An 18,361-nucleotide genomic window follows, 5' to 3' on the forward strand; every position below is an offset into this window, starting at 1 on the left:
TCGGCGAACACGCGGCTTGCGCGAGCGGCCTCGAGCACGGCCTCACGATGCCGAAGCAGTGATCGTCAGGCGCTGCGGTCCGTGCTGAGCGGGCGCGAAGGCTCGGATTTCATGTCCAGGGCATGGAAATAGGCGCGCCGGCGCAGCATCGCCTCGTCCGGGAACTGGTTCACCACCGTGTCGGTCTTCTCGTTGACGACTTGGAAGACGAAGGAGGCGGCCGCCTGATCGAACACGACCTGGCGTGAGATGTTGTCGTGGTTCGGCAAAGCATTGCGTACCGGCGCGCTCGTGTCGGCCGCGGCGACCGTCCGGCTCACCGGAAGATCCGTTTGCACAGCTTCATTCGCCGCCGCATTGGACGTCGGTACAATCTGCGTGGGCGCCGGAATCCCCACCGGCCTGATGCTGAAATCTGTACTCATGGCAGCCTCCTGGTTGCCTTGCTTGAGTCAAATCCCAACCCCTCTAATAGCGCAACCATGGAACACCAGGTTTGAAGACCCGGTAAGCAAACGTGCCTAACCGCGCGACGATATCGCCGCGCGGTTTTTCCTAAAATTGTCGCTTGTTCCCGTGCGCGCTCAGAGCGAGCGGCTGACTGCGAGCGGGGTGATGTGGCGCGGACCCGGCGCTGCGCGCCGTCCGGCGGCCGTATACGTGTTCGGCACGTTGCGCTTCTGGATCTCGGCATTGACGCCGCGCACGACGCTTTCGGAGACCGCATGCGCGGTCGCGAGCACGGTGAGATTGACCTGGAGCATCGCGCGAAACGCATCGTGGTGGCGGTGCAGCGTCGAAAGCAGCTCCGGCGCGGATTTCGCGAGCTGGGTCTGGTTCGCCTTCAACTGGCTGACGGCGCCGACGTAATTGCGCGACAACTCCTGCTTCTTGCTCTCCAGCGTCATCGCCTCGCGGACCTGGCCGGCGCGAACCAGCTCGGTCTCGCGCTCGATCAGTCCGAGCAGGGCGCTCATTGCGTCCATCAGGTCTTCGGCGAGCTTGCGCGCCTCGGTGCTGCCGGGTGCGATGTTCGGACGCTGGGCAGGCATCGGCTGACGTGAGGCGTTGAAATGGTTCATCTCGTTTGACCTTATGCCGTGCGGATCGTTTTGGCCTGCTGCAGGATGAGGGTGCGGTAGACCTCGGTGGCGACGCCGACGCCGCCGGCCTTGGCGAAGTTCTTCGAGTATTGCTCGGTCAGCATCGAGCGCCACACGCCGGTGCCGGGGGTGTCGCCGAACGGGCCCTCGCCCTTCACGCCCGAGGTCATCTGCGAGAACATGCTGTTGAGGAACATCGCCTCGAAATCGGTGGCGGTCTTCTGCGCCTTGGCCTGTTGCTGCGGCGAGACCTTTTGCAGCGCGGCGGCGAGCTCGAAGTCCGGCCGGCCGTTGCGGCTCTCGACGGAGAAGACCGGGGAGTAGGTCGTGAGGTGCGGGGTATTGATCGCGCCGGTCTGCATCACATCACCTCGATGTCGGCTTCGATCGCGCCGGCGGCCTTGATGGCCTGGAGGATGCTGATCATGTCACGGGGACCGATGCCGAGACCGTTGAGGCCGTCGACGAGCTGCTGGAGCGAGACACCGTCCTTGACGAGCGCCAACTTCTTGCCGTCTTCGCTGACGGTGACGCTGCTGCGCGGCGCGACCACGGTGCGGCCGCGCGACAGCGGGTTGGGCTGGCTGACCTGCGGGCTCTCGGAGATCGTGACGGTGAGGTTGCCCTGCGCCACCGCGACGGTGGCGACGCGCACGTCGCGGCCCATCACGATGATGCCGCTCCGTTCGTCGATGACGATCTTGGCGGCGAGATCGGGATCGACCTGGAGCTGCTCGATCTCGGTGAGAAAGGCGACGACGTTGCCCTTGAACTCCGGCGGGATCGACAGCTGCACCGTCGAAGGATCGATCGGCTCGGCGGTTTTGACGCCGAGATAGTCGTTGATTGCGGCTGCGATGCGCTTGGCGGTCGTGAAGTCGGCATTGCGCAGCGCCAGGCGGACATTCGGCAGCCGATTGAGCGCGAACTCGATCTCGCGCTCGATGATGGCACCGTTGGCGATGCGTCCGACGGTCGGGACGCCGCGCACGATCTTGGCGGCCTCGCCCTCGGCCTGGAAACCGGAGATCGCGAGCGAGCCCTGCGCCACGGCATAGACATTGCCGTCGGCACCTAACAGGGGCGTGACGAGCAGGGTGCCGCCCTGGAGATTCTTGGCGTCGCCGAGCGCGGAGACGGTGACGTCCATGCGCGTGCCCTGGGTGGCGAAAGGCGGCAGGTTGCCTGTCACCATCACGGCGGCGACGTTGCCGGTGCGGATGGTGGCGCCGCGAATGTTGACGCCCATGCGCTCGAGCATCGCTTGCAGCGATTGCTTGGTGAAAGGGATGTTGTTGAGGGTGTCGCCGGTACCGTTGAGGCCGACGACGAGGCCATAGCCGATGAGCTGGTTCTGCCGCACGCCCTCGATATTGGCGAGATCCTTGATGCGCGAGGTCGCGGCCGCTGACGTGACCGTGAGCACCAGCGCTGACAGCGCGGCGCAGGCCATCCCAACAATCCTCACCCAACGAACGCCTGGCATCCTCTGCTCCCCGAGGCCTCTCAAATCGAAAGGACCCTCTGCGACACTCCCATGACGAGCTGGTCCGACGCTGTCCTTGCGAGCGCTGTGCCAACGCGCGGCAGTGGGGTTAGCCGATTGAATAGGTTGAATAATCTGTTTCGACCGGTGCCAGTGGGCGTTGTCCGTGAGGAGCGAAACTGCCGCCTGTCGGCAGATTTTGCCGGGCCGTTTACGCGCCGTTAACCATAAAACGGCGAATGTGGCGCATCGATCACCCGGATTCCCTCCGATGCGCATCTACGGACCGAACGGCACCACGCTTGGAACGCCGGCCAGCCAGGCCAGGCGAACCGCCTCCGGCACCTTCGTGCTGCCGGATACCTCCTCGGCGCAGGAGACGCGGAGCGCTGCGGCACCGAAGGCAACCGCCAACATCGATGCGCTGCTGGCGCTGCAGGGCGTCGAGGAGGATCCGGTCGAGCGCCGCAAGCGCTCGGTTGCCCGGGGCAGGACCGCGCTCGACGTGCTCGATGATCTGAAGATGGGGCTATTGTCCGGCAATCTCGACGCCTCGACCGTGATGCGCCTGCGCGATGCTGCTGCGAATTTGAAATCGTCTTCGGGTGATGCCGGTCTCGATGCGGTGCTGTCCGAGATCGAGCTGCGCGTCGAGGTCGAACTGGCGAAGGCCGGGCGGGCTTGATAGTGATCCGTTACCCTGAGGCGCCGGAGCGTAGCGGAGGCCTCGAAGGCGAGGGTCCCGTCGCTTGCGCGAGGACATCAGTGTTCGGCGCGGCACCTCGGCCGTACATCTCCCGGCGCGATGCTTTGCATCGCGCCACTCGCGCCTCAGGATGACGGGACTCCCTCAGGAGTTCTTCGCGCACTTACGCCGCTTCCTCCTTCTGCTGCGCGTCGTAGCGACGCTGAGCGGCGAGCACGTCTTTCAGATTCTGCTCGGCCCAATCGCGTAAGGGATCGACCGCCGCCGCCAGCGTCAGCCCGAGCTGCGTGATGGAGTACTCCACCGTCACAGGCACGGTCGCGATGGCATGGCGCTTGATCAGGCCGTCGCGTTCAAGCGATTTGAGAACCTGGCTCAGCATCTTCTGCGAGATGCCCTCGATCGTGCGCCGCAACTGATTGAAGCGCATCGGCTCCTCGCGCAGCAACAGCAGGATCAGCACCGCCCATTTGTCGCCGACGCGATCGAGGATCTGGCGCGTCGGACAGTTCGCTGCATAGACATCGGGTTTCATCGTCGGGTCCTCTGAATCCTTGCGGTTGCCTGCCGGTTACTCCTGCGTAATCAGGTAAGCACAAAGTGCTCTCTTAACACCAGCATTCTTTACGATATCTAGTTTCCACTAGTTACCGAAAGTCAAGCAAAGGAACCTTCCATGAAAATCGCAATCGCCGGTGCCTCGGGTCGGGCCGGGTCAGAGATCACCAAGGAACTGTCCCGCCGCGGCCATACGGTCACGGCCATCGCCCGGAACCCGGAGAAGATTGCCGCACTGCCGAACGTGACGCCCACCAAGGGTGACGTGCTCGACCAGGCGGGCCTGGCCCGGCTGTGGGCGGGGCACGACGTCGCCATCAGTTCCGTGCACTTCCTGGCCAGCGATGCGCTCAAGCTGATCGGTGCGGCGAAGGAGTCCAAGGTGGGACGCTATGTCGTTGTCGGCGGTGCCGGCAGCCTGGAGGTCGCGCCAGGCGTGAAGCTGGTCACAACCCCCGGTTTTCCGGCGCAGTACAAGGCGGAGGCCGAAAAGGGTTCCGACTTCCTCGACCTGCTGCGGCAGGAAAAGGACCTGAACTGGACCTTCATCTCGCCCTCGGCCCTCTTCATCGAGGGGGAGCGGACCGGCAAGTTCCGGCTCGGGACCGATCAGCTTCTCGCAGATGCGAACGGGAAAAGCTGGATCACCTTCGCGGACTACGCAATTGCACTCGCCGACGAGATCGAGCGGCCGGCGCATCTGAGGCAGCGCTTCACGGTCGGCTACTGAGCCCGCAGGCCCCCCGAAGCCCTCCAGGATAAACCTTCCTGTGCAAGGGCTTGGGGGCGATCGCGGGACCATCAGGGAAATATTGTCTGTCACCGGAGGCCACTATATAAGGCCCGGCTCAACGGACCTCGTTCCGTTCGCGAGTCGTTGCTTAAAAAGATAGGCCGCCCTTGGAAAAGTTGAAAAACTACCGACCGACCGACAAAGAGCCTTTCATGAACGACCGGCAGAAGGAGTACTTCCGTTTGAAGCTCCTCGCCTGGAAGGATGAGATCCTCAAAGAGTCCAAGCTCACCCTGCAAGCGTTGCAGGAGGAGAACGTGAACCACCCCGATCTCGCCGATCGGGCATCGTCCGAAACCGACCGCGCCATCGAACTCCGCGCCCGCGACCGCCAGCGCAAGTTGATCGCCAAGATCGACGCCGCGCTCCAGCGCATCGAGGACAACACCTACGGCTATTGCGAGGAAACCGGGGAGCCGATCTCGTTGAAGCGGCTCGAGGCCCGGCCCATCGCGACGCTCTCGGTGGAAGCGCAGGAGCGCCACGAGAAACGCGAGAAGGTTTATCGCGACGAATAGAGCCCGAGCCGCAGAGTTGCGGCTCTTTGTTTTTGGGACGCAAGGCGCCGCTTGGCGCCGTGATCGGCGTTTGCCTATCGCTTCCCACGCGTGTGAGCACGTGGGTGCGATCGCCAAAAATGAATCGCGATCAACGGCCTAGGCCCGGCTGCTCCGAGCTCACGTGAGTTCGGATGATAAACAGCCTTCACTTCGGGTGCGGGCGATTTTGCGAGTCGCATCAACGAGATCGACTCCGGAGTTGAGACTTTGATCCAGCTGCATCAAGCATCGCCGTAATCACGTCTCGCGCGCATGTTGCGAGAGCTGCCGGTGGCGCGGCTTCATAAAGTCTCCACCCACTCAATATTTCCTTAAACGCGGGCAGGAGGCGGTTGTCCCCGGGCCGGGCGCGCTTGTCAGGGCGGAGCGGGGATGCTGAAGTGCCGCCTTCGACTGTGTAGCGTGGGAGGCGGCGTCGATGGGCAGGATTCTCGCATCCGCAAAGGCGATCGCGTTGGCGCGCCGCAATCGTGCGCCGCTCGCGGCGCTGGAGCGTCCTCCGGTTGATGAAGCGGAGGGCTATCAGGTGCAGCGCGCGCTGCACGATCTCCTGCTGCCGCATGTCGGCCCGCTGATCGGCTACAAGATCGGCTGCACCAGCCAGGTGATGCAGGAGTATATCGGCATCCCGCACCCTTGCGGCGGCGGCGTGTTCCAGAAGGACGTCCATGACAGCGGCGCCAAGCTCGCCGCCTCCAATTATGTCCGGGTCGGCGTCGAATGCGAGATCGCGGTGCGGCTGCAGCGAGACCTCGCCGCCGGTGAGGCGCCGTTCACGGCCGAATGGGTCGGCGAGGCCGTCGAGGCCTACCACCCCGCGATCGAGATCGTCGACGACCGCTACGTGCAGTGGGAGACGATGGGCGCGCCGACCTTGATCGCCGACGATTTCTTCGCCGCCGGCTGCGTGCTGGGTCCCTCGGTTCCGCGCTCGTCGGTGCCGGACCTGAAGGCCGTCAAGGGCCGCGCCATCCTCAATGGCGAGGAGGTCAGCCATGGCACCGGCGCCGACGTGCTCGGCCATCCCCACAACGCACTCGCCTGGCTCGCCAACCATCTCGCCGCCGAGGGCAAGGGGCTGCACGCGGGACAGCTCGTGCTCACCGGCAGCCTGGTGAAGACGCTGTGGCTGAAGGCCGGCGACAAGGTGCGGATGGAGCTGGATGGGCTGGGGACGGTGGAGGCGGAGTTCAACTGACCTCTCTCCGCCGTCATTGCGAGGCGCCCTTCGCGACGATGCAATCCAGAGTCTTTTTGCGCGGAGATAGTCTGGATTGCTTCGCTTCGCTCGCAATGACGGAGATCGGGGCGGCGCTTGAGTACGTAACTGGCCGCGAAGTCGAGTGTTCACAGTTGCTGGCAGCAAAATACGTGCGGCCTCCGGCAGGGGAGCTACCGGAGGCCGCGTCGTACACCGACGTTCGCGCCTAGGTTCGCGAACACGATGTGGGAGCTCTTAAAGAGGCTTAGAAGGGCAGCAGCACGTCCATGACCTGCTGGCCGTAGCGCGGCTGCTGCACGTCGGTGATCTGGCCGCGGCCGCCATAGGCGATGCGGGCCTGCGCGATCTTGGTGGAATCGATGGTGTTGTCGCTCTGGATGTCCTCAGGACGCACGATGCCGGCGACGATCAGCTCGCGAATTTCGAAGTTGACGCGGATCTCCTGCTTGCCTTCGACGACAAGGTTGCCGTTCGGCAGCACCTGGGTCACCACCGCAGCGACGTTGGTCTGCAGGGCTTCCTTGCGGTCGACGCTGCCCTTGCCCTCGCTCGACGAGGTCGAGTCGGCGGTCAGGATGCGGCCGGGCAGGATCTTGTTGGCCTGCGTGATGGTCTTGGCGCCGATGAAGTCGGAGATTCCCGAATCTTCCTTGTTGGTGCGGCTGCGCGAGGTGTCGTTCTCGATGTTAGCCTTGTCGGTGATGTTCACGGTCACGGTCAGGAGGTCGCCGACCTGGCGGGCGCGCTGGTCCTTGAAGAAGGCGCGGCTGCCGTTGCGCCACAGCGAGTTCGGATTGTAGGAGGCGACTTCCGGCTTCGGCATCGGCATCTGCACCGGCTTGTAGCCGGGTTGCGTCGTCGGATTATCGATTGCCGACAGCTTCGGCTGCTCGCCGATCTGCGACAGGCGGTCGATCGAGGAGCAGCCGCCCAATGCGCAAGTCGCCAGCAGCAGGGCAGAGATCGCGATGCGACGAAGATGGGAAGCCGAACTGAACGTGGACATGACTTACTCTGATTTGGCTGGAGCTTGCGAGAGGCGAACTTGCGGGATCTGGGCTTGTGCGACTTGAGCCGGCGGCGCGGGGCTCTGAATCAGGTTCCGGACGAGGGCTGCGGTGTCGACGGGGGCAGGCGCCTCGTCACGCTTGATCGACGAGGTCTGCTCGACCGCCGGCGCCGTCGGTGCGGACTGGCTGGCGCCCTGAACCGTGACCTGGCCGCGGCCGGTGACGATGCCGGTCAGCGTGCGCTTGGACTGCATATTGAGCACGCTGACGGTGTCGCCCTCGGCGCCGCTCTCGATCGCCTTGCCGCGCGTGGTGAGATAGAGGCCGGGCACCTGGTAGATGATGGTGACGGCCTGATCGCGCACCACGAAGTCGGGCTTGACGATGTCGGCGACGCGGATCGGCGTGCCTGCCCGCATCGGCCGGCGCAGCTGCATGCCGATGCTGCGGTCGCGAACGGCGGGCTCGCCGGCGACCTCGGCCTTCGGCCGGCGCTCCAACGAAAGATCGGAGGATTTCAGAAGCTCGGCGCGGTCGACGTCGCGGGTCAGCACGGCCACTTCCACCGTCTCGATCGCGGTGCCGGTGAAGCGCAGCTTGGTCGGCGCGGGGTTGCCGTCGTTGACGATCTCGAAGGCGATATCGAAACGGCCGCTGCGGGCGTCGTAGCGGGTTGCGACCGGCTGCAGCGCGCCGGTGTTGGAGGCGTCCAGCCGCATGTCGGCGACGCCGCGGTCGAACGTGACCGTGATGTTGGCGGCTTCTCCGAGGCCGAAACGGCGCTCGAGCGTGGCGGCGACCGCAGTCTCGATATCCTTGCTCGCGAGGGTGCGGGCCAGGCGGGTGACCTGGACCTCCTTGATGTCGCCGGTCATGACGCCGATCACCTGTTTTGCCCGCAACACCGACAGCACTTGGGCGACCGTCAGCGTGCCGGTGGTGCCGAGATCGGGCGAGCGGTAGACCGGGATCAGCGCGGCGGATCCGGCGTTGTCGATGAGATCGCCGATCCGCACCACGTCCGAGGTCACGGTGACGCTTGCGCGCAGCGTCGGCGCGGCGATGAAATCGTCGGCGGCCGCTGCCGGCAATGCCAGCGCGAGAAGGGTGGAGATGGTGGCGAGGGTGGCACGGATCATCGTCATCACCTCAGCGGAACAGCGCCGTGGTCGATTGCATCATCTGGTCGGCGGCGCTGATCACCTTGGCATTCATCTCGTAAGCGCGCTGGGCGGCGATCAGGTCGCTCATCTCCGAGACGACGTCGACATTGGCCTGCTCCAGACTTCCTTGCGTGATCTTGCCGTAGCCTTCGGTGTTGGCGGTGCCGTCCTGCGGCGGACCCGAGGACGGCGTCTCGGTGAACTGATTGCTGCCGACCGGCTGCAGCCCCGCCTTGTTGATGAAGCGGGTCACGTTGATCGTGCCGATGATCGAGGAGGTCGACGAGCCCGGCAGCGTGACCGAGACCTGGCCTTGCTCGTTGACGGTCAGGCCCGAGGCGTTCTGCGGGATCGTGATGGTCGGCTGCACCGGGTTGCCCTGCGCGGTGACGACACGGCCCTGATTGTCCATCTGGAAGGTGCCGTCGCGGGTATACTGGAAGGTGCCGTCTGGCATCAGGATCTTGAAGAAGCCTTCGCCCGAGATCGCGAGGTCGAGATCGTTGCCGGTCTGCGACAGCGTACCTTGCGTCATGCTGCGCGGCGTGCCGACGGTCTTGACGCCGCCGCCGATGTCGACGCCGACGGGCAGGATGGTGCCCTGGTCCGAGGCCTGCGCGCCGACGCGGCGCACGTGCTCGTAGATCAGGTCCTGGAACGCCGCGGACTGCTTCTTGAAGCCGGTGGTGCGGAGGTTGGCGATGTTGTTGGAGATCACCTGAACGTTGAGTTCCTGTGCCGCCATTCCGGTCGCTGCGGTGTGAAGCGCCTGCATGTCAGTTCTCTCCTAATCAGGCCGGAACGTCGGCGAGCTTCTCGATCGCCGATTTGTGGAGGTCGCTCTGCTGCTGCAGCAGGCTGGCGATGGCGGTGTAGCTGCGCATGACCTCGACCATGCGGGTCATCTCGCCGACCGAATTCACGTTCGACTTCTCGATGTAGCCCTGGCGCACGTTGGACTTGGTGTCGGCCTGCTGGACCGCCGAGCCGGCGTCATAGAGGTTGGCGCCGAGCTTGGTCAGCTTGGCCGGATCGTCGAACGAGACCATGCGGATCTTGCCGCGGATCGAGTCGGTCCTGGCCGTGCCCTCGAGCACCGTGATGGTGCCATCGGGCGCGATGTTGATGTCGTGGTCGGTCGGCTGGAAGGTGATCGGGCCGCCGGTGCCGAGCACGAGGTTGCCGTCGGAGGTGACCAGCTGGCCGGTGCTGTTGAGCGAGAATTTGCCGTCGCGGGTGTAGCGCTCGGTGCCGCCAGCCTGCACCGCGAAAAACGCGTTGCCGTCGATTGCCATGTCGAGCGGGTTGTTGGTCGGCTCCATCGGCCCCTGGCCGACGTCGCGGAAGGTGCCGCGGTCCTGCACATAGGAGACCCGGCGGTCGGAACCGATGAAATTGTCCTCACGCGCGTTCGAGTTGAGGTACTCCTCGAACAGCGAATGGTCGGCCTTGAAGCCGTTGGTGTTGGCGTTGGCGACGTTGTTGGCGATGACATCCATCTGCCGCTCCAACGTCATCTGCCGTGACAAGCCGATCAGAAGCGCGTTCTGCATCGGAAATCTCCCCTGAGTGAGATCTGCCATTTCGCTCTCCCAAGCGCCTTGGCGGACCCCGTGACCGAGACCGTCAGGTTCTCCCAAACCGTGAGGTCTCGACCCTCTCTCAGCGAAAGCCGTGCCAACTAAGAAAATGACATAATTTCAAATACTTATTGATTTTTCGAGGGCGCGGGAGGGCGGCAGAAAGGTTCTGTTAGCCATGTTTGCCCGGCAGATTTTTCCTAGCTGAGGCCCAATCGAAAGATTCCGTTAACCATTATTACCGTAGCGTTTGCGCATCAGAGGAGCGCATTGCGCTGGGGCATTTGTATCGCGTCACTGTCTGCCAGGAGGCTTCGCTCTTTCGACCCCTTTGAGAGATGAACGAGCGCGGCGACCATGGCAGAGAATGAGGAAGGCGGCGCAGCCGCTGACGGCGCGGAAGCCGCTCCGCCGAAGAACAAGCTCAAGCTCATCATCATGGTCGTCGGCGTGCTCGCCGTCCTCGGCGGCGGTGCCGCGACCTGGTTCTTCTTCTTCCGTCACGGCGATGACGAGCATCATGCCGAGGCCGCGCCTCCGCCGAAGCCGCCGGCCTTCGTCGACGTCCCCGACATGATGGTCAACCTCGCCGGCGCGCCGGGCGAGCGCGTGCAATATCTGCGGCTGAAGATCGTGCTGGAGCTGAAGGAAGAGAAGCAGATCGAGGCGATCAAGCCGACGATGCCGCGCGTCACCGACATCTTCCAGACCTATGTGCGCGAACTGCGCCCCTCCGACCTCAACGGTTCCGCCGGCATCTTCCGCCTCAAGGAGGAGCTGACCAAGCGCGTCAACGCGGCGGTCGCCCCGATCCAGGTCAGCGCGGTGCTGTTCAAGGAAGTCGTGGTCCAGTGAGCATGACGGACTAGGGATCATGGCGGGCAACGACCAAGTAGACCAGGATGCAATCGCCGCCCAGTGGGAGGCCTCGCTCGATTCCGAGGATCCCGCCGAGGCGGCAAAGGCTGCCGCCGAGAACGAGCTGTCGGAGACCATGGCCCTGCAATGGGCGGCCATGGTCGAGGACGGCAGTCGCGATCTCGGCAACGGCAAGAATTCCGGCGAGCGGGTGCTGTCGCAGGAGGAGATCGACAATCTCCTCGGCTTCACCGTCGGCGACGTCAATCTCGACGACCATTCCGGCATTCGCGCGATCATCGATTCGGCGATGGTCTCCTACGAGCGTCTGCCGATGCTCGAAATCGTCTTCGACCGCTTGGTGCGGCTGATGACGACGTCCTTGCGCAACTTCACCTCCGACAACGTCGAAGTCTCGCTCGACCGCATCACCTCGGTGCGTTTCGGCGACTACATGAACTCGATCCCGCTGCCCGCCGTCCTCACCGTCTTCAAGGCCGAGGAGTGGGAGAACTTCGGCATGGCGACGGTCGATTCCAACCTGATCTATTCGATGATCGACGTGCTGCTCGGCGGCCGCCGCGGCACCAGCCTGCTGCGCATCGAGGGCCGGCCCTACACCACGATCGAGACCGAGCTGGTCAAGCGGCTGGTCGAGGTGGTGCTGTCCGATGCCGAGCAGGCGTTCCGGCCGCTGTCGCCGGTGACCTTCACGATCGACCGGCTCGAGACCAACCCGCGTTTCGCCGCGATCAGCCGTCCCGCCAACGCCGCGATCCTGGTTCGCCTGCGCATCGACATGGAAGACCGGGGCGGCAATATCGAGCTGTTGCTGCCTTACGCGACCATCGAGCCGATCCGGGGCGTCCTGCTCCAGATGTTCATGGGCGAAAAATTCGGCCGCGACCCGGTCTGGGAGGGCCATTTCGCCACCGAGATTGTGCAGGCCGAGATCGCCGTCGACGCCGTGCTCTACGAGGCCGACATTCCGCTCAAGCAGCTGATGCGGCTCAAGGTCGGCGACACGCTGCCGCTGGAGATGCGTGCCGACGCCAACGTCACCGTGCGCTGCGGCGACGTCACGCTGACCGAGGGACGGATGGGCCGGGTCGGCGACCGCGTCGCCATCCGTGTGACGAAACCCTTGCGCAAGCCAAGTACGACACTTGCGATGTTCGAGAAGGTGGACGAGCAGAACAAGATGATGGAGGCCCCATGAACCACTCCCTGGGAATGGCAATCGAGACGCTGGTGGCTATCCTGCTGATGCTGACGATCGTCTACTGCGTCATGCTCAACAAGCGGCTGACGCGGCTGAAGGCGGACGAGCATTCGCTGAAGGCGGTCATCGGCGAGCTCATCACCGCGACCGAGATCGCCGAGCGCGCGATCGGCGGGCTGAAGCTCGCCGTGCGCGACGTCAACGAGAACCTGGGCAGCCAGCTCGCGGCGGCGACCCAGATGTCGGACCAGCTCTACAAGCAGCTCGGCGAAGCCGACAACGTGGTGCGGCGCCTGTCCAAGATCGCGATTGCCGCGCGTCCCGTGACGAACCCGGAAACGGTCGCCACGCCTACAGCAAAACCCTCGTCGGCGAAGGCGGTGGCGGCTGCGGCCGAAGCCTTCTCCGAGCGCCGACGATCCAACGGCCTTGCCGCATGAAGCCTGGGTATGAAGTCCTTCCGTAATATCCGCATCATTCCGGTCGTCCTGGTTGCCGTCGCAGGTCTTGCCACGCTGAAGGTGGCGGGCCTCGTGATCAACGGCGGCTATGTCTTCGACTACAAGCCGAACCAGACCAAGAAATCCTGGGCGCAGGAGAATCTGAATTTCCCGACCGGCCGCGAGGATCCGGATATCACCGGATCGACCCATGGCGCGCCAAAGGAGGCGCCCAAGCCCGCCGCGCCCGAGACCAAGCCCGATGGCATGGTGGTCAAGGTGGAGGAAGGCCAGCCGCAGGTCTCGGCCTCGGAGCGTGCGATCCTGGAACGGTTGCAGGCGCGGCGGCAGGAGATCGAGGCGCGCCAGCGCGAGATCGACATTCGCGAAAGTCTGCTCAAGTCGGCCGAGAAGCGCATCGAGACCAAGGTCGAGGAGATGAAGGCCGTGGAAACCCGCATCTCCGCGACGCAGGCCGAGCAGAAGGCGGCCGAAGTCCAGCGTATGAAGGGCCTCGTGACCATGTACGAGGGCATGAAGCCCAAGGACGCCGCGCGGGTGTTCGACCGGCTGGAGATGGGCGTGCTGATCGAGATCGCCTCGGCGATCGCGCCGCGAAAGATGTCGGACATCTTGGGGCTGATGTCGCCGGAGGCCGCCGAGCGGCTCACCGTCGAGATGGCCCGCCGTGCCAATGGCGGCGGCGATCAGTCGGCCTCGGCCGGCGATCTTCCCAAGATCGATGGCAAGCCGACGCAAAAGCCGAATTGAGGCCGCGAGGCGAAGCGCGCCCTTGCGACCCGCGCGTGATCGCGTGGTCGCTCGCCTCGGGGCCAGCGGAACGGCTTGTGCGCCTAGGTCGCGAAGGCCTGTTGCACCTTGCGAACAGGCGGACGCAGCTGCTTGTCCATCCGAGGGAGGATATCGAGCTGCTGCTTGATCAGCGCCGCCTTTGTGATGCGCGTCACGAGCTGCAGGGTGCTATGGCAACAAGAGCATTCATATGTTTTCAGGGCATATCCTCTGGCGATGGGAACGATCGCTATGACCGCTCTTGCCCTGCTACACACAATGCAACCGGCTTCTCCGCTCATTGATTACCCCCGAAGCTAACCAATGCGATTCGCATCGCCGAGTTCACATCTGATTCAGAGTCGCGCGCGAACCGCAACGCCCCGAAGGTTGTGAGTGCGCGTGCTCGGCAACTCGTCAAGGCGGCAGATCAGACTCCCGTGGCGGATGTAGCTGAGGCAGGCGGCATCCTCTGAGACTGCGATGAGTTGACGCGCGCAACTGTGAAGTGGCGTACAGTGGCACTCACGGCACCATCCTACGCTTTCGGCCATTCGCAATCGGCAGCGCAGGAGGAGGCCATGAACTACTCGTCCGCCGCAGAACGAGTCATCGAGGCCGTCAACCGGCTGCTCATAGCGGCGATGACGTCCGCATGGACATCCGCGCTAAGCCACCAGCATGCAGCGCCGCCGGAAGGCGACGAGGGCAACGATCATGAATCTTGTCTCGACGAAGCGAGTTCCCCGGCGCCCGAAGGCACGGGGGAGCAACATTGAAGACGCACTCGGCTTGAGGGCGTCACGCGATCAGATCAACACATGGCGGAGAGCTGCACGTGCTGCGCAAAGGGATTGACGAGCCGCGACCGGCACCGCTTGCAGCTGCTAACAACTCCTTAATCCACTGCGTCTCAAATCCGAAACTTGCGGATCGTCTCCCGCTCGATCCGGCACGGCGCGCTGCCCGCAGCGCAAATCAAGATATAGCATTAACAAGTCCTTAATTGGCGGGAACTACAGTCGACGGCACCGCCGGCACCATTGCCGGCATGACCGCCGAACTGGAAGAAATGCCGCCAATGGCGCGAGAGGCTGCCGCTGGATTTGTGTCGCGAGCCCGCGCATTGGCACGGGGCCTGTCGCGACATGTCCGCGGGGCGACCTTGCTGGCGGCCTGTTTCCTGATTGGCCTCGCGGCGCCGGCCCGAGCGGCCGATCCGATCAGGGGCGAGGCGACCTTTTCCGCCGGCGGCGGCTTTGCCCGTCTGGTCATCAAGCTCGGCGAGGACGTTCCCTCCGAGGTGACGACCGCAGGCTCCATCCTCATCATCCGCTTCGACCGGCCCGTCGACGTTCCCGTCGATCGGGTTCCGGAAGGCGCGCCCGACTACGTCAACTCCGCGCGCCGCGACCCTGATGGCGGCGCCATCCGTCTGTCGCTGGCGCGGCGTGTCACCGTCAACACCATGAACGCCGGCGAGCGCACCTTCGTCGACCTCTTGCCCGAGGGCTGGAAGGGCCCGCCGCCGAGCCTGCCCATGGACGTGGTCAAGGAACTCGCCGAGCGCGCACGCGTGGCCGAGCGCGCGCTACGCGCCCAGCGCGCCGCCGCCGAGGCCAAGAAACGTCCGCAGATCCGTGTGCGTGCCTCGGTGCAGCCGACCTTCGTGCGCTTCGCGTTCGAGATGCCCGATGGCGTCGGCGTCTCCTCCGTGCTCAACGAGCAGAAGCTCACGCTCGTCTTCAACGCCAACCTCAATTTCGACCTGGCGGACGCGGTGGTCGCGGCGCCGCCGAACGTCGCCTCGATCAAGCAGAAGGCCGACATCGACCAGACCAATGTCGAGATCGCGCTGATCGGCGATTCCGACGTGCATTCGTTCCGCGACGAGAAGAACTATGTCGTCGACGTGTCCTTCCAACCCGAGAAGGGCAAGTCGGCCGCGACGCCCGAGGCGGCGATCGCGCAGATGAAGCCTGCCGGTCAGGGACCCGCGCCTGTGCCGGAAAACCCGGCGGCCGAGAAGCCGAAGGATGTCCATCGCGAGATCGCGCCGCCCACATCGGACACGATCGCACGCGAAGCCAAGATTGACGTGAAGCCCGAGGCGAAGCCGGACGCGCCCGCCGCAATGCCGGTCGCCGAAGCGCCGAGGCCGGCGCCCGCGACTGAGGCTGCGCACGCTGCGGAAGTGCCCAAGGAGACACCCAAGGAAGTCCCAACGCCCGCGGCGGCGGCTGCCGCAGCCCCGGCCGCGCCTGCCAAGCCTGTGGTTGCCGAAGCGCCCAAGCAGGCCGTGAACGAAGCGGCGAAGGAGCCGGTCAAGGAATCCCCGAAGGCACCCCCCAGCGAGACGCCCGCCGCTGCGCAGCAGGTCGTCGCCAGCGTCGATGCGCGCCGCGAGAGCGACGGCTTGCGCGTGACGTTCCCGCTTCAGGTGGCAACGCCGGCGGCGGCGTTCCGCCGCGGCGATACTGTCTGGTTGGTGTTCGACACGCCGAAGCCCATCGATGTCGAGGCGATCCGCAGCAAGGGCGGCGCCATGATCGGCGAGGTCGGCCGTATCCCGCTCGACAAGGGGCAAGCGGTGCGCATCCGCCTCACGCGGCCGCTGGTCTACTCGCTGACGAGCGAGGAGGTCGGCAAGGAGACCAATTGGATGTTGACGCTCGCCGACAAGATCCAGGCGACGCCGCTGCCGTTGATGATGTCGCGCAACATCACCGATCCGGCGCTCGCCAATATCGCGATCCCCTTCGCCAATCCGGGCCTCCTGCACAAGCTCACCGATCCCGATGCCGGCGATACGCTCTATGTCGTCACTGCGCAGCGGCCGGTACGCGGCTTCATCAAGCGGCAGGACCTCGTCGATCTCTCGCTGCTGGAATCCGCGCACGGCATCGCGATCCGGCCGAACTCCGATGAGGTCGGCGTCGAGGTCGGCTCCGACAAGGTGATCCTCGGCAAGAAGGGCGGGCTGACGCTGTCGCCGGTCGACATCTCGGCCGAGCGGGCGCCGACCGCGGTGCGCCCGGTGTTCAGCCCTGAAGGCTGGCGCAAGGGCCAGTCGGAAAACTTCATGGCGCGCCAGAGCGAGCTGATGACGGCGATCGCAGCGGTCGAGCCCGCGCTGCGCTCGCTGCCGCGGCTCGACCTCGCGCAGTTCTACATGTCGCGTGCCATGTATCACGAAGCGAAGGCCGTGACCGACGTGATGCTGACCGATCCCCTGAACAAGGAGGAGAGCGGTGCGCTGATCATGCATGCGATCGCGAGCATCCTGATCGGCCGCCCGGCGCAGGGCTTGAAGGACCTCGCCAATCCCGTGATCGGCAACAGCCACGATTCCCAGCTCTGGAAGGCGCTCGCCTATGCGCGGCAGGGCAAGTGGGCGGACGCGCGCGAGAAGTTCAAGAACGTCGAATTCGCCATCGCCTCCCTGCCGCTCGACATCCAGCGCATCGTGACGATGGACGCGATGCGTGCATCGCTCGAGGTGAAGGACTATGCCGGCGCCTCCAAGCGCCGCAGCGAGCTCGAGGTTGTCGGCATCCCGCCTGAGGCTGCTCCGGCCTTCGCCGTACTGCGCGGCCGGCTCGCCGAGGCGCTTGGCCACGACAAGGACGCGCTCGACGACTACAAGTTCGCGGTCGCCTCGAACGACCGTCCGGCTGCGGCCGAGGCCAAGCAGCTCGAGGTCGCGCTGCGCCAGAAGCGCGACGAGATCGGCAAGGAAGAGGCGCTGCGCGAGCTCGAGACGCTGTCAATGACCTGGCGCGGCGACGCGATCGAGGTCAAGACGCTGCAGATGCTGTCGCAGTTGTATGCCGAGAACGGGCGTTACCGGGATGCGCTCATGGCGGCGCGCACTGCGACCAGGCTCCAGCCGAACGCCGAAGCCTCGCGCCTGGCGCAGGATCTCGCGTCCGACCTGTTCACGCAGATATTCCTGGGGCCGAAGGGGGACGAGCTGCCGCCGGTCGAGGCGCTCGGGATGTTCTACGAGTTCCGCGAATTGACGCCGATCGGCCGTCGCGGCGACGAGCTGATCCGCCGGCTCGCCGACCGCCTCGCCTCGATCGATCTGCTCGACCAGGCCGCAGAGCTGCTGCAGTACCAGGTCGATCATCGCCTTGAAGGCGCGGCGCGCGCGCAGGTCGCCGCGCGCCTTGCCATGGTCTATCTCGCCAATCGCAAGCCTGACATGGCGATCACCGCGCTGCGCGCGAGCCGCATCAGCGATCTCTCCGGCGAGCTCCGGCAGCAGCGCCTGCTGCTCGAGGCGCGTGCGCAGAGCGACGTCGGCCGTCACGATCTCGCGCTCGACATCGTCTCCAACGTCTCCGGGCGCGAAGTGCTGCGCCTCCGCTCCGACATCTTCTGGGCCGCGCGGCGCTGGCGCGAGTCCGCCGAGCAGATCGAGCTCTATTACGGCGAGCGTTTCCGCGATTTCAAGCCGCTCAATGCGGTCGAGAAGAGCGATATCATTCGCGCGGCCGTCGGCTACGCGCTCGCCGACGACTCGATCGGCCTGTCGCGCTTCCGCGAGAAATACGCGCCGCTGATGAGCGAGAGCGCCGACCGTCTCGCCTTCGATATCGCCAGCAAGCCGGCCGCTGCCTCCAGCGCCGAATTCGCCGAGATCGCCAAGCTCGCCGCCAGCGTCGACACGCTCGACGGCTTCCTGCGCGAGATGAAGCAGCGCTTCCCCGACGCCACGGCGCGCGGACCCGGCACGCCGCAGGCCAAGGACGAGTCCGACCACACCGGCTCGCTGCCCACGATCCCCGTCGTGCGGCAGATCAAGACGACGCGGTAGGAACCCTGCTACCTCTGGATCTCTCGACAGGTGCCCGTCAGGCGGC

At 65.0% G+C, this 18,361-nt stretch carries 19 protein-coding genes; 10 read left to right on the plus strand and 9 right to left on the minus strand.

Translation table 11 applies throughout. The features are described 5' to 3' along the window. Window positions 1–65: 65 nt before the first annotated feature. The 4 genes from BRAD3257_RS14670 to BRAD3257_RS14685 all read right to left on the minus strand — a co-directional run bounded on the left by BRAD3257_RS14670 (window position 66) and on the right by BRAD3257_RS14685 (window position 2,589). Window positions 66–425: a hypothetical protein gene (locus BRAD3257_RS14670; protein ID WP_122402419.1), complete on the minus strand. Its 360-nt coding sequence runs from the start codon at window positions 423–425 to the stop codon at window positions 66–68. Window positions 426–584: 159 nt separating this feature from the next. Next, complete coding sequence (locus BRAD3257_RS14675; RefSeq protein WP_122402420.1) at window positions 585–1,082, minus strand: hypothetical protein; 498 nt, start codon at window positions 1,080–1,082, stop codon at window positions 585–587. An 11-nt stretch (window positions 1,083–1,093) separates the two neighbouring features. Further along, entirely contained in the window at window positions 1,094–1,465 is a 372-nt protein-coding gene (gene flgJ / locus BRAD3257_RS14680; RefSeq protein ID WP_122402421.1) for a flagellar assembly peptidoglycan hydrolase FlgJ, read from the minus strand. Beyond that, window positions 1,465–2,589 carry a flagellar basal body P-ring protein FlgI gene (locus BRAD3257_RS14685; protein ID WP_122402422.1) on the minus strand — a complete coding sequence of 375 codons (1,125 nt, stop codon included), beginning with the start codon at window positions 2,587–2,589 and terminating at the stop codon, window positions 1,465–1,467. The genes flgJ and BRAD3257_RS14685 overlap by 1 nt, the downstream gene beginning before the upstream one ends. A 271-nt stretch (window positions 2,590–2,860) precedes the next feature. Here BRAD3257_RS14685 and BRAD3257_RS14690 point away from each other — a divergent pair, with 271 nt between their 5' ends. After that, entirely contained in the window at window positions 2,861–3,274 is a 414-nt protein-coding gene (locus BRAD3257_RS14690) for a flagellar assembly protein FliX (protein WP_122402423.1), read from the plus strand. A 184-nt stretch (window positions 3,275–3,458) separates the two neighbouring features. Here the strand turns inward: BRAD3257_RS14690 and BRAD3257_RS14695 are convergent, their stop codons facing one another. Then, window positions 3,459–3,830: a winged helix-turn-helix transcriptional regulator gene (locus BRAD3257_RS14695; protein WP_027552655.1), complete on the minus strand. Its 372-nt coding sequence runs from the start codon at window positions 3,828–3,830 to the stop codon at window positions 3,459–3,461. 141 nt (window positions 3,831–3,971) lie between these two features. Here BRAD3257_RS14695 and BRAD3257_RS14700 point away from each other — a divergent pair, with 141 nt between their 5' ends. From BRAD3257_RS14700 to BRAD3257_RS14710, 3 genes are all read left to right on the plus strand, one after another. Beyond that, complete coding sequence (locus BRAD3257_RS14700; RefSeq protein WP_122402424.1) at window positions 3,972–4,583, plus strand: NAD(P)-dependent oxidoreductase; 612 nt, start codon at window positions 3,972–3,974, stop codon at window positions 4,581–4,583. A gap of 215 nt (window positions 4,584–4,798) precedes the next feature. Continuing rightward, window positions 4,799–5,164, plus strand: a complete 366-nt coding sequence (gene dksA / locus BRAD3257_RS14705; protein ID WP_085966600.1) for an RNA polymerase-binding protein DksA — start codon at window positions 4,799–4,801, stop codon at window positions 5,162–5,164. A 460-nt stretch (window positions 5,165–5,624) separates the two neighbouring features. Beyond that, window positions 5,625–6,404 (plus strand): 2-keto-4-pentenoate hydratase, encoded by a 780-nt coding sequence (locus tag BRAD3257_RS14710; RefSeq protein ID WP_122402425.1) that lies wholly within the window; start codon window positions 5,625–5,627, stop codon window positions 6,402–6,404. A gap of 268 nt (window positions 6,405–6,672) precedes the next feature. On the opposite strand, the gene flgH is transcribed toward BRAD3257_RS14710, so the two are convergent. The 4 genes from flgH to flgF are packed head-to-tail and all read right to left on the minus strand — an operon-like array spanning window position 6,673 to window position 10,154. Then, on the minus strand, window positions 6,673–7,434 hold the full coding sequence (flgH, locus tag BRAD3257_RS14715; RefSeq protein WP_122402426.1) for a flagellar basal body L-ring protein FlgH: 762 nt from the start codon (window positions 7,432–7,434) through the stop codon (window positions 6,673–6,675). A gap of 3 nt (window positions 7,435–7,437) precedes the next feature. Further along, a complete protein-coding gene (flgA, locus tag BRAD3257_RS14720; RefSeq protein ID WP_162500206.1) occupies window positions 7,438–8,577 on the minus strand; it encodes a flagellar basal body P-ring formation chaperone FlgA in 1,140 nt (379 codons plus the stop codon). Window positions 8,578–8,587: 10 nt separating this feature from the next. Continuing rightward, the gene (flgG, locus tag BRAD3257_RS14725) at window positions 8,588–9,376 is read right to left on the minus strand and encodes a flagellar basal-body rod protein FlgG (protein WP_122402427.1); all 789 of its coding nucleotides are present in this window, start codon (window positions 9,374–9,376) and stop codon (window positions 8,588–8,590) included. A gap of 16 nt (window positions 9,377–9,392) precedes the next feature. Next, on the minus strand, window positions 9,393–10,154 hold the full coding sequence (gene flgF / locus BRAD3257_RS14730) for a flagellar basal-body rod protein FlgF (RefSeq protein ID WP_122402428.1): 762 nt from the start codon (window positions 10,152–10,154) through the stop codon (window positions 9,393–9,395). Between the two features lie 384 nt (window positions 10,155–10,538). Between flgF and fliL the strand changes: the two genes are divergently transcribed. From fliL to BRAD3257_RS14765, 6 genes are all read left to right on the plus strand, one after another. Then, entirely contained in the window at window positions 10,539–11,036 is a 498-nt protein-coding gene (gene fliL / locus BRAD3257_RS14735) for a flagellar basal body-associated protein FliL (RefSeq protein ID WP_027575958.1), read from the plus strand. A 19-nt stretch (window positions 11,037–11,055) separates the two neighbouring features. Then, window positions 11,056–12,258 (plus strand): flagellar motor switch protein FliM, encoded by a 1,203-nt coding sequence (gene fliM, locus BRAD3257_RS14740; RefSeq protein WP_122402429.1) that lies wholly within the window; start codon window positions 11,056–11,058, stop codon window positions 12,256–12,258. Continuing rightward, window positions 12,255–12,701: a DUF6468 domain-containing protein gene (locus BRAD3257_RS14745; protein WP_122402430.1), complete on the plus strand. Its 447-nt coding sequence runs from the start codon at window positions 12,255–12,257 to the stop codon at window positions 12,699–12,701. The genes fliM and BRAD3257_RS14745 overlap by 4 nt, the downstream gene beginning before the upstream one ends. Before the next feature lie 9 nt (window positions 12,702–12,710). Then, on the plus strand, window positions 12,711–13,472 hold the full coding sequence (locus tag BRAD3257_RS14750; protein ID WP_122402431.1) for a MotE family protein: 762 nt from the start codon (window positions 12,711–12,713) through the stop codon (window positions 13,470–13,472). Between the two features lie 602 nt (window positions 13,473–14,074). Then, window positions 14,075–14,272, plus strand: a complete 198-nt coding sequence (locus BRAD3257_RS14760; protein ID WP_122402432.1) for a hypothetical protein — start codon at window positions 14,075–14,077, stop codon at window positions 14,270–14,272. A gap of 302 nt (window positions 14,273–14,574) precedes the next feature. Next, on the plus strand, window positions 14,575–18,315 hold the full coding sequence (locus BRAD3257_RS14765; RefSeq protein WP_162500574.1) for a tetratricopeptide repeat protein: 3,741 nt from the start codon (window positions 14,575–14,577) through the stop codon (window positions 18,313–18,315). Window positions 18,316–18,361: the final 46 nt, after the last annotated feature.

The organism is Bradyrhizobium vignae (assembly GCF_900324035.1).
Lineage (GTDB): Bacteria > Pseudomonadota > Alphaproteobacteria > Rhizobiales > Xanthobacteraceae > Bradyrhizobium > Bradyrhizobium vignae.

What these genes read in the sequence shown, in the direction of transcription:
- flgF (WP_122402428.1), bottom strand. Translation starts at nt 10,154, where the DNA reads ATGCAGAACGCGCTTCTGATCGGCTTGTCACGGCAGATGACGTTGGAG.
- flgJ (WP_122402421.1), bottom strand. Translation starts at nt 1,465, where the DNA reads ATGCAGACCGGCGCGATCAATACCCCGCACCTCACGACCTACTCCCCG.
- BRAD3257_RS14690 (WP_122402423.1), top strand. Translation starts at nt 2,861, where the DNA reads ATGCGCATCTACGGACCGAACGGCACCACGCTTGGAACGCCGGCCAGC.
- BRAD3257_RS14750 (WP_122402431.1), top strand. Translation starts at nt 12,711, where the DNA reads ATGAAGTCCTTCCGTAATATCCGCATCATTCCGGTCGTCCTGGTTGCC.
- flgH (WP_122402426.1), bottom strand. Translation starts at nt 7,434, where the DNA reads ATGTCCACGTTCAGTTCGGCTTCCCATCTTCGTCGCATCGCGATCTCT.
- BRAD3257_RS14670 (WP_122402419.1), bottom strand. Translation starts at nt 425, where the DNA reads ATGAGTACAGATTTCAGCATCAGGCCGGTGGGGATTCCGGCGCCCACG.
- BRAD3257_RS14675 (WP_122402420.1), bottom strand. Translation starts at nt 1,082, where the DNA reads ATGAACCATTTCAACGCCTCACGTCAGCCGATGCCTGCCCAGCGTCCG.
- dksA (WP_085966600.1), top strand. Translation starts at nt 4,799, where the DNA reads ATGAACGACCGGCAGAAGGAGTACTTCCGTTTGAAGCTCCTCGCCTGG.
- fliL (WP_027575958.1), top strand. Translation starts at nt 10,539, where the DNA reads ATGGCAGAGAATGAGGAAGGCGGCGCAGCCGCTGACGGCGCGGAAGCC.
- BRAD3257_RS14745 (WP_122402430.1), top strand. Translation starts at nt 12,255, where the DNA reads ATGAACCACTCCCTGGGAATGGCAATCGAGACGCTGGTGGCTATCCTG.
- flgA (WP_162500206.1), bottom strand. Translation starts at nt 8,577, where the DNA reads ATGATCCGTGCCACCCTCGCCACCATCTCCACCCTTCTCGCGCTGGCA.
- BRAD3257_RS14760 (WP_122402432.1), top strand. Translation starts at nt 14,075, where the DNA reads ATGAACTACTCGTCCGCCGCAGAACGAGTCATCGAGGCCGTCAACCGG.
- BRAD3257_RS14700 (WP_122402424.1), top strand. Translation starts at nt 3,972, where the DNA reads ATGAAAATCGCAATCGCCGGTGCCTCGGGTCGGGCCGGGTCAGAGATC.
- BRAD3257_RS14685 (WP_122402422.1), bottom strand. Translation starts at nt 2,589, where the DNA reads ATGCCAGGCGTTCGTTGGGTGAGGATTGTTGGGATGGCCTGCGCCGCG.
- BRAD3257_RS14710 (WP_122402425.1), top strand. Translation starts at nt 5,625, where the DNA reads ATGGGCAGGATTCTCGCATCCGCAAAGGCGATCGCGTTGGCGCGCCGC.
- BRAD3257_RS14695 (WP_027552655.1), bottom strand. Translation starts at nt 3,830, where the DNA reads ATGAAACCCGATGTCTATGCAGCGAACTGTCCGACGCGCCAGATCCTC.
- fliM (WP_122402429.1), top strand. Translation starts at nt 11,056, where the DNA reads ATGGCGGGCAACGACCAAGTAGACCAGGATGCAATCGCCGCCCAGTGG.
- flgG (WP_122402427.1), bottom strand. Translation starts at nt 9,376, where the DNA reads ATGCAGGCGCTTCACACCGCAGCGACCGGAATGGCGGCACAGGAACTC.
- BRAD3257_RS14765 (WP_162500574.1), top strand. Translation starts at nt 14,575, where the DNA reads ATGGCGCGAGAGGCTGCCGCTGGATTTGTGTCGCGAGCCCGCGCATTG.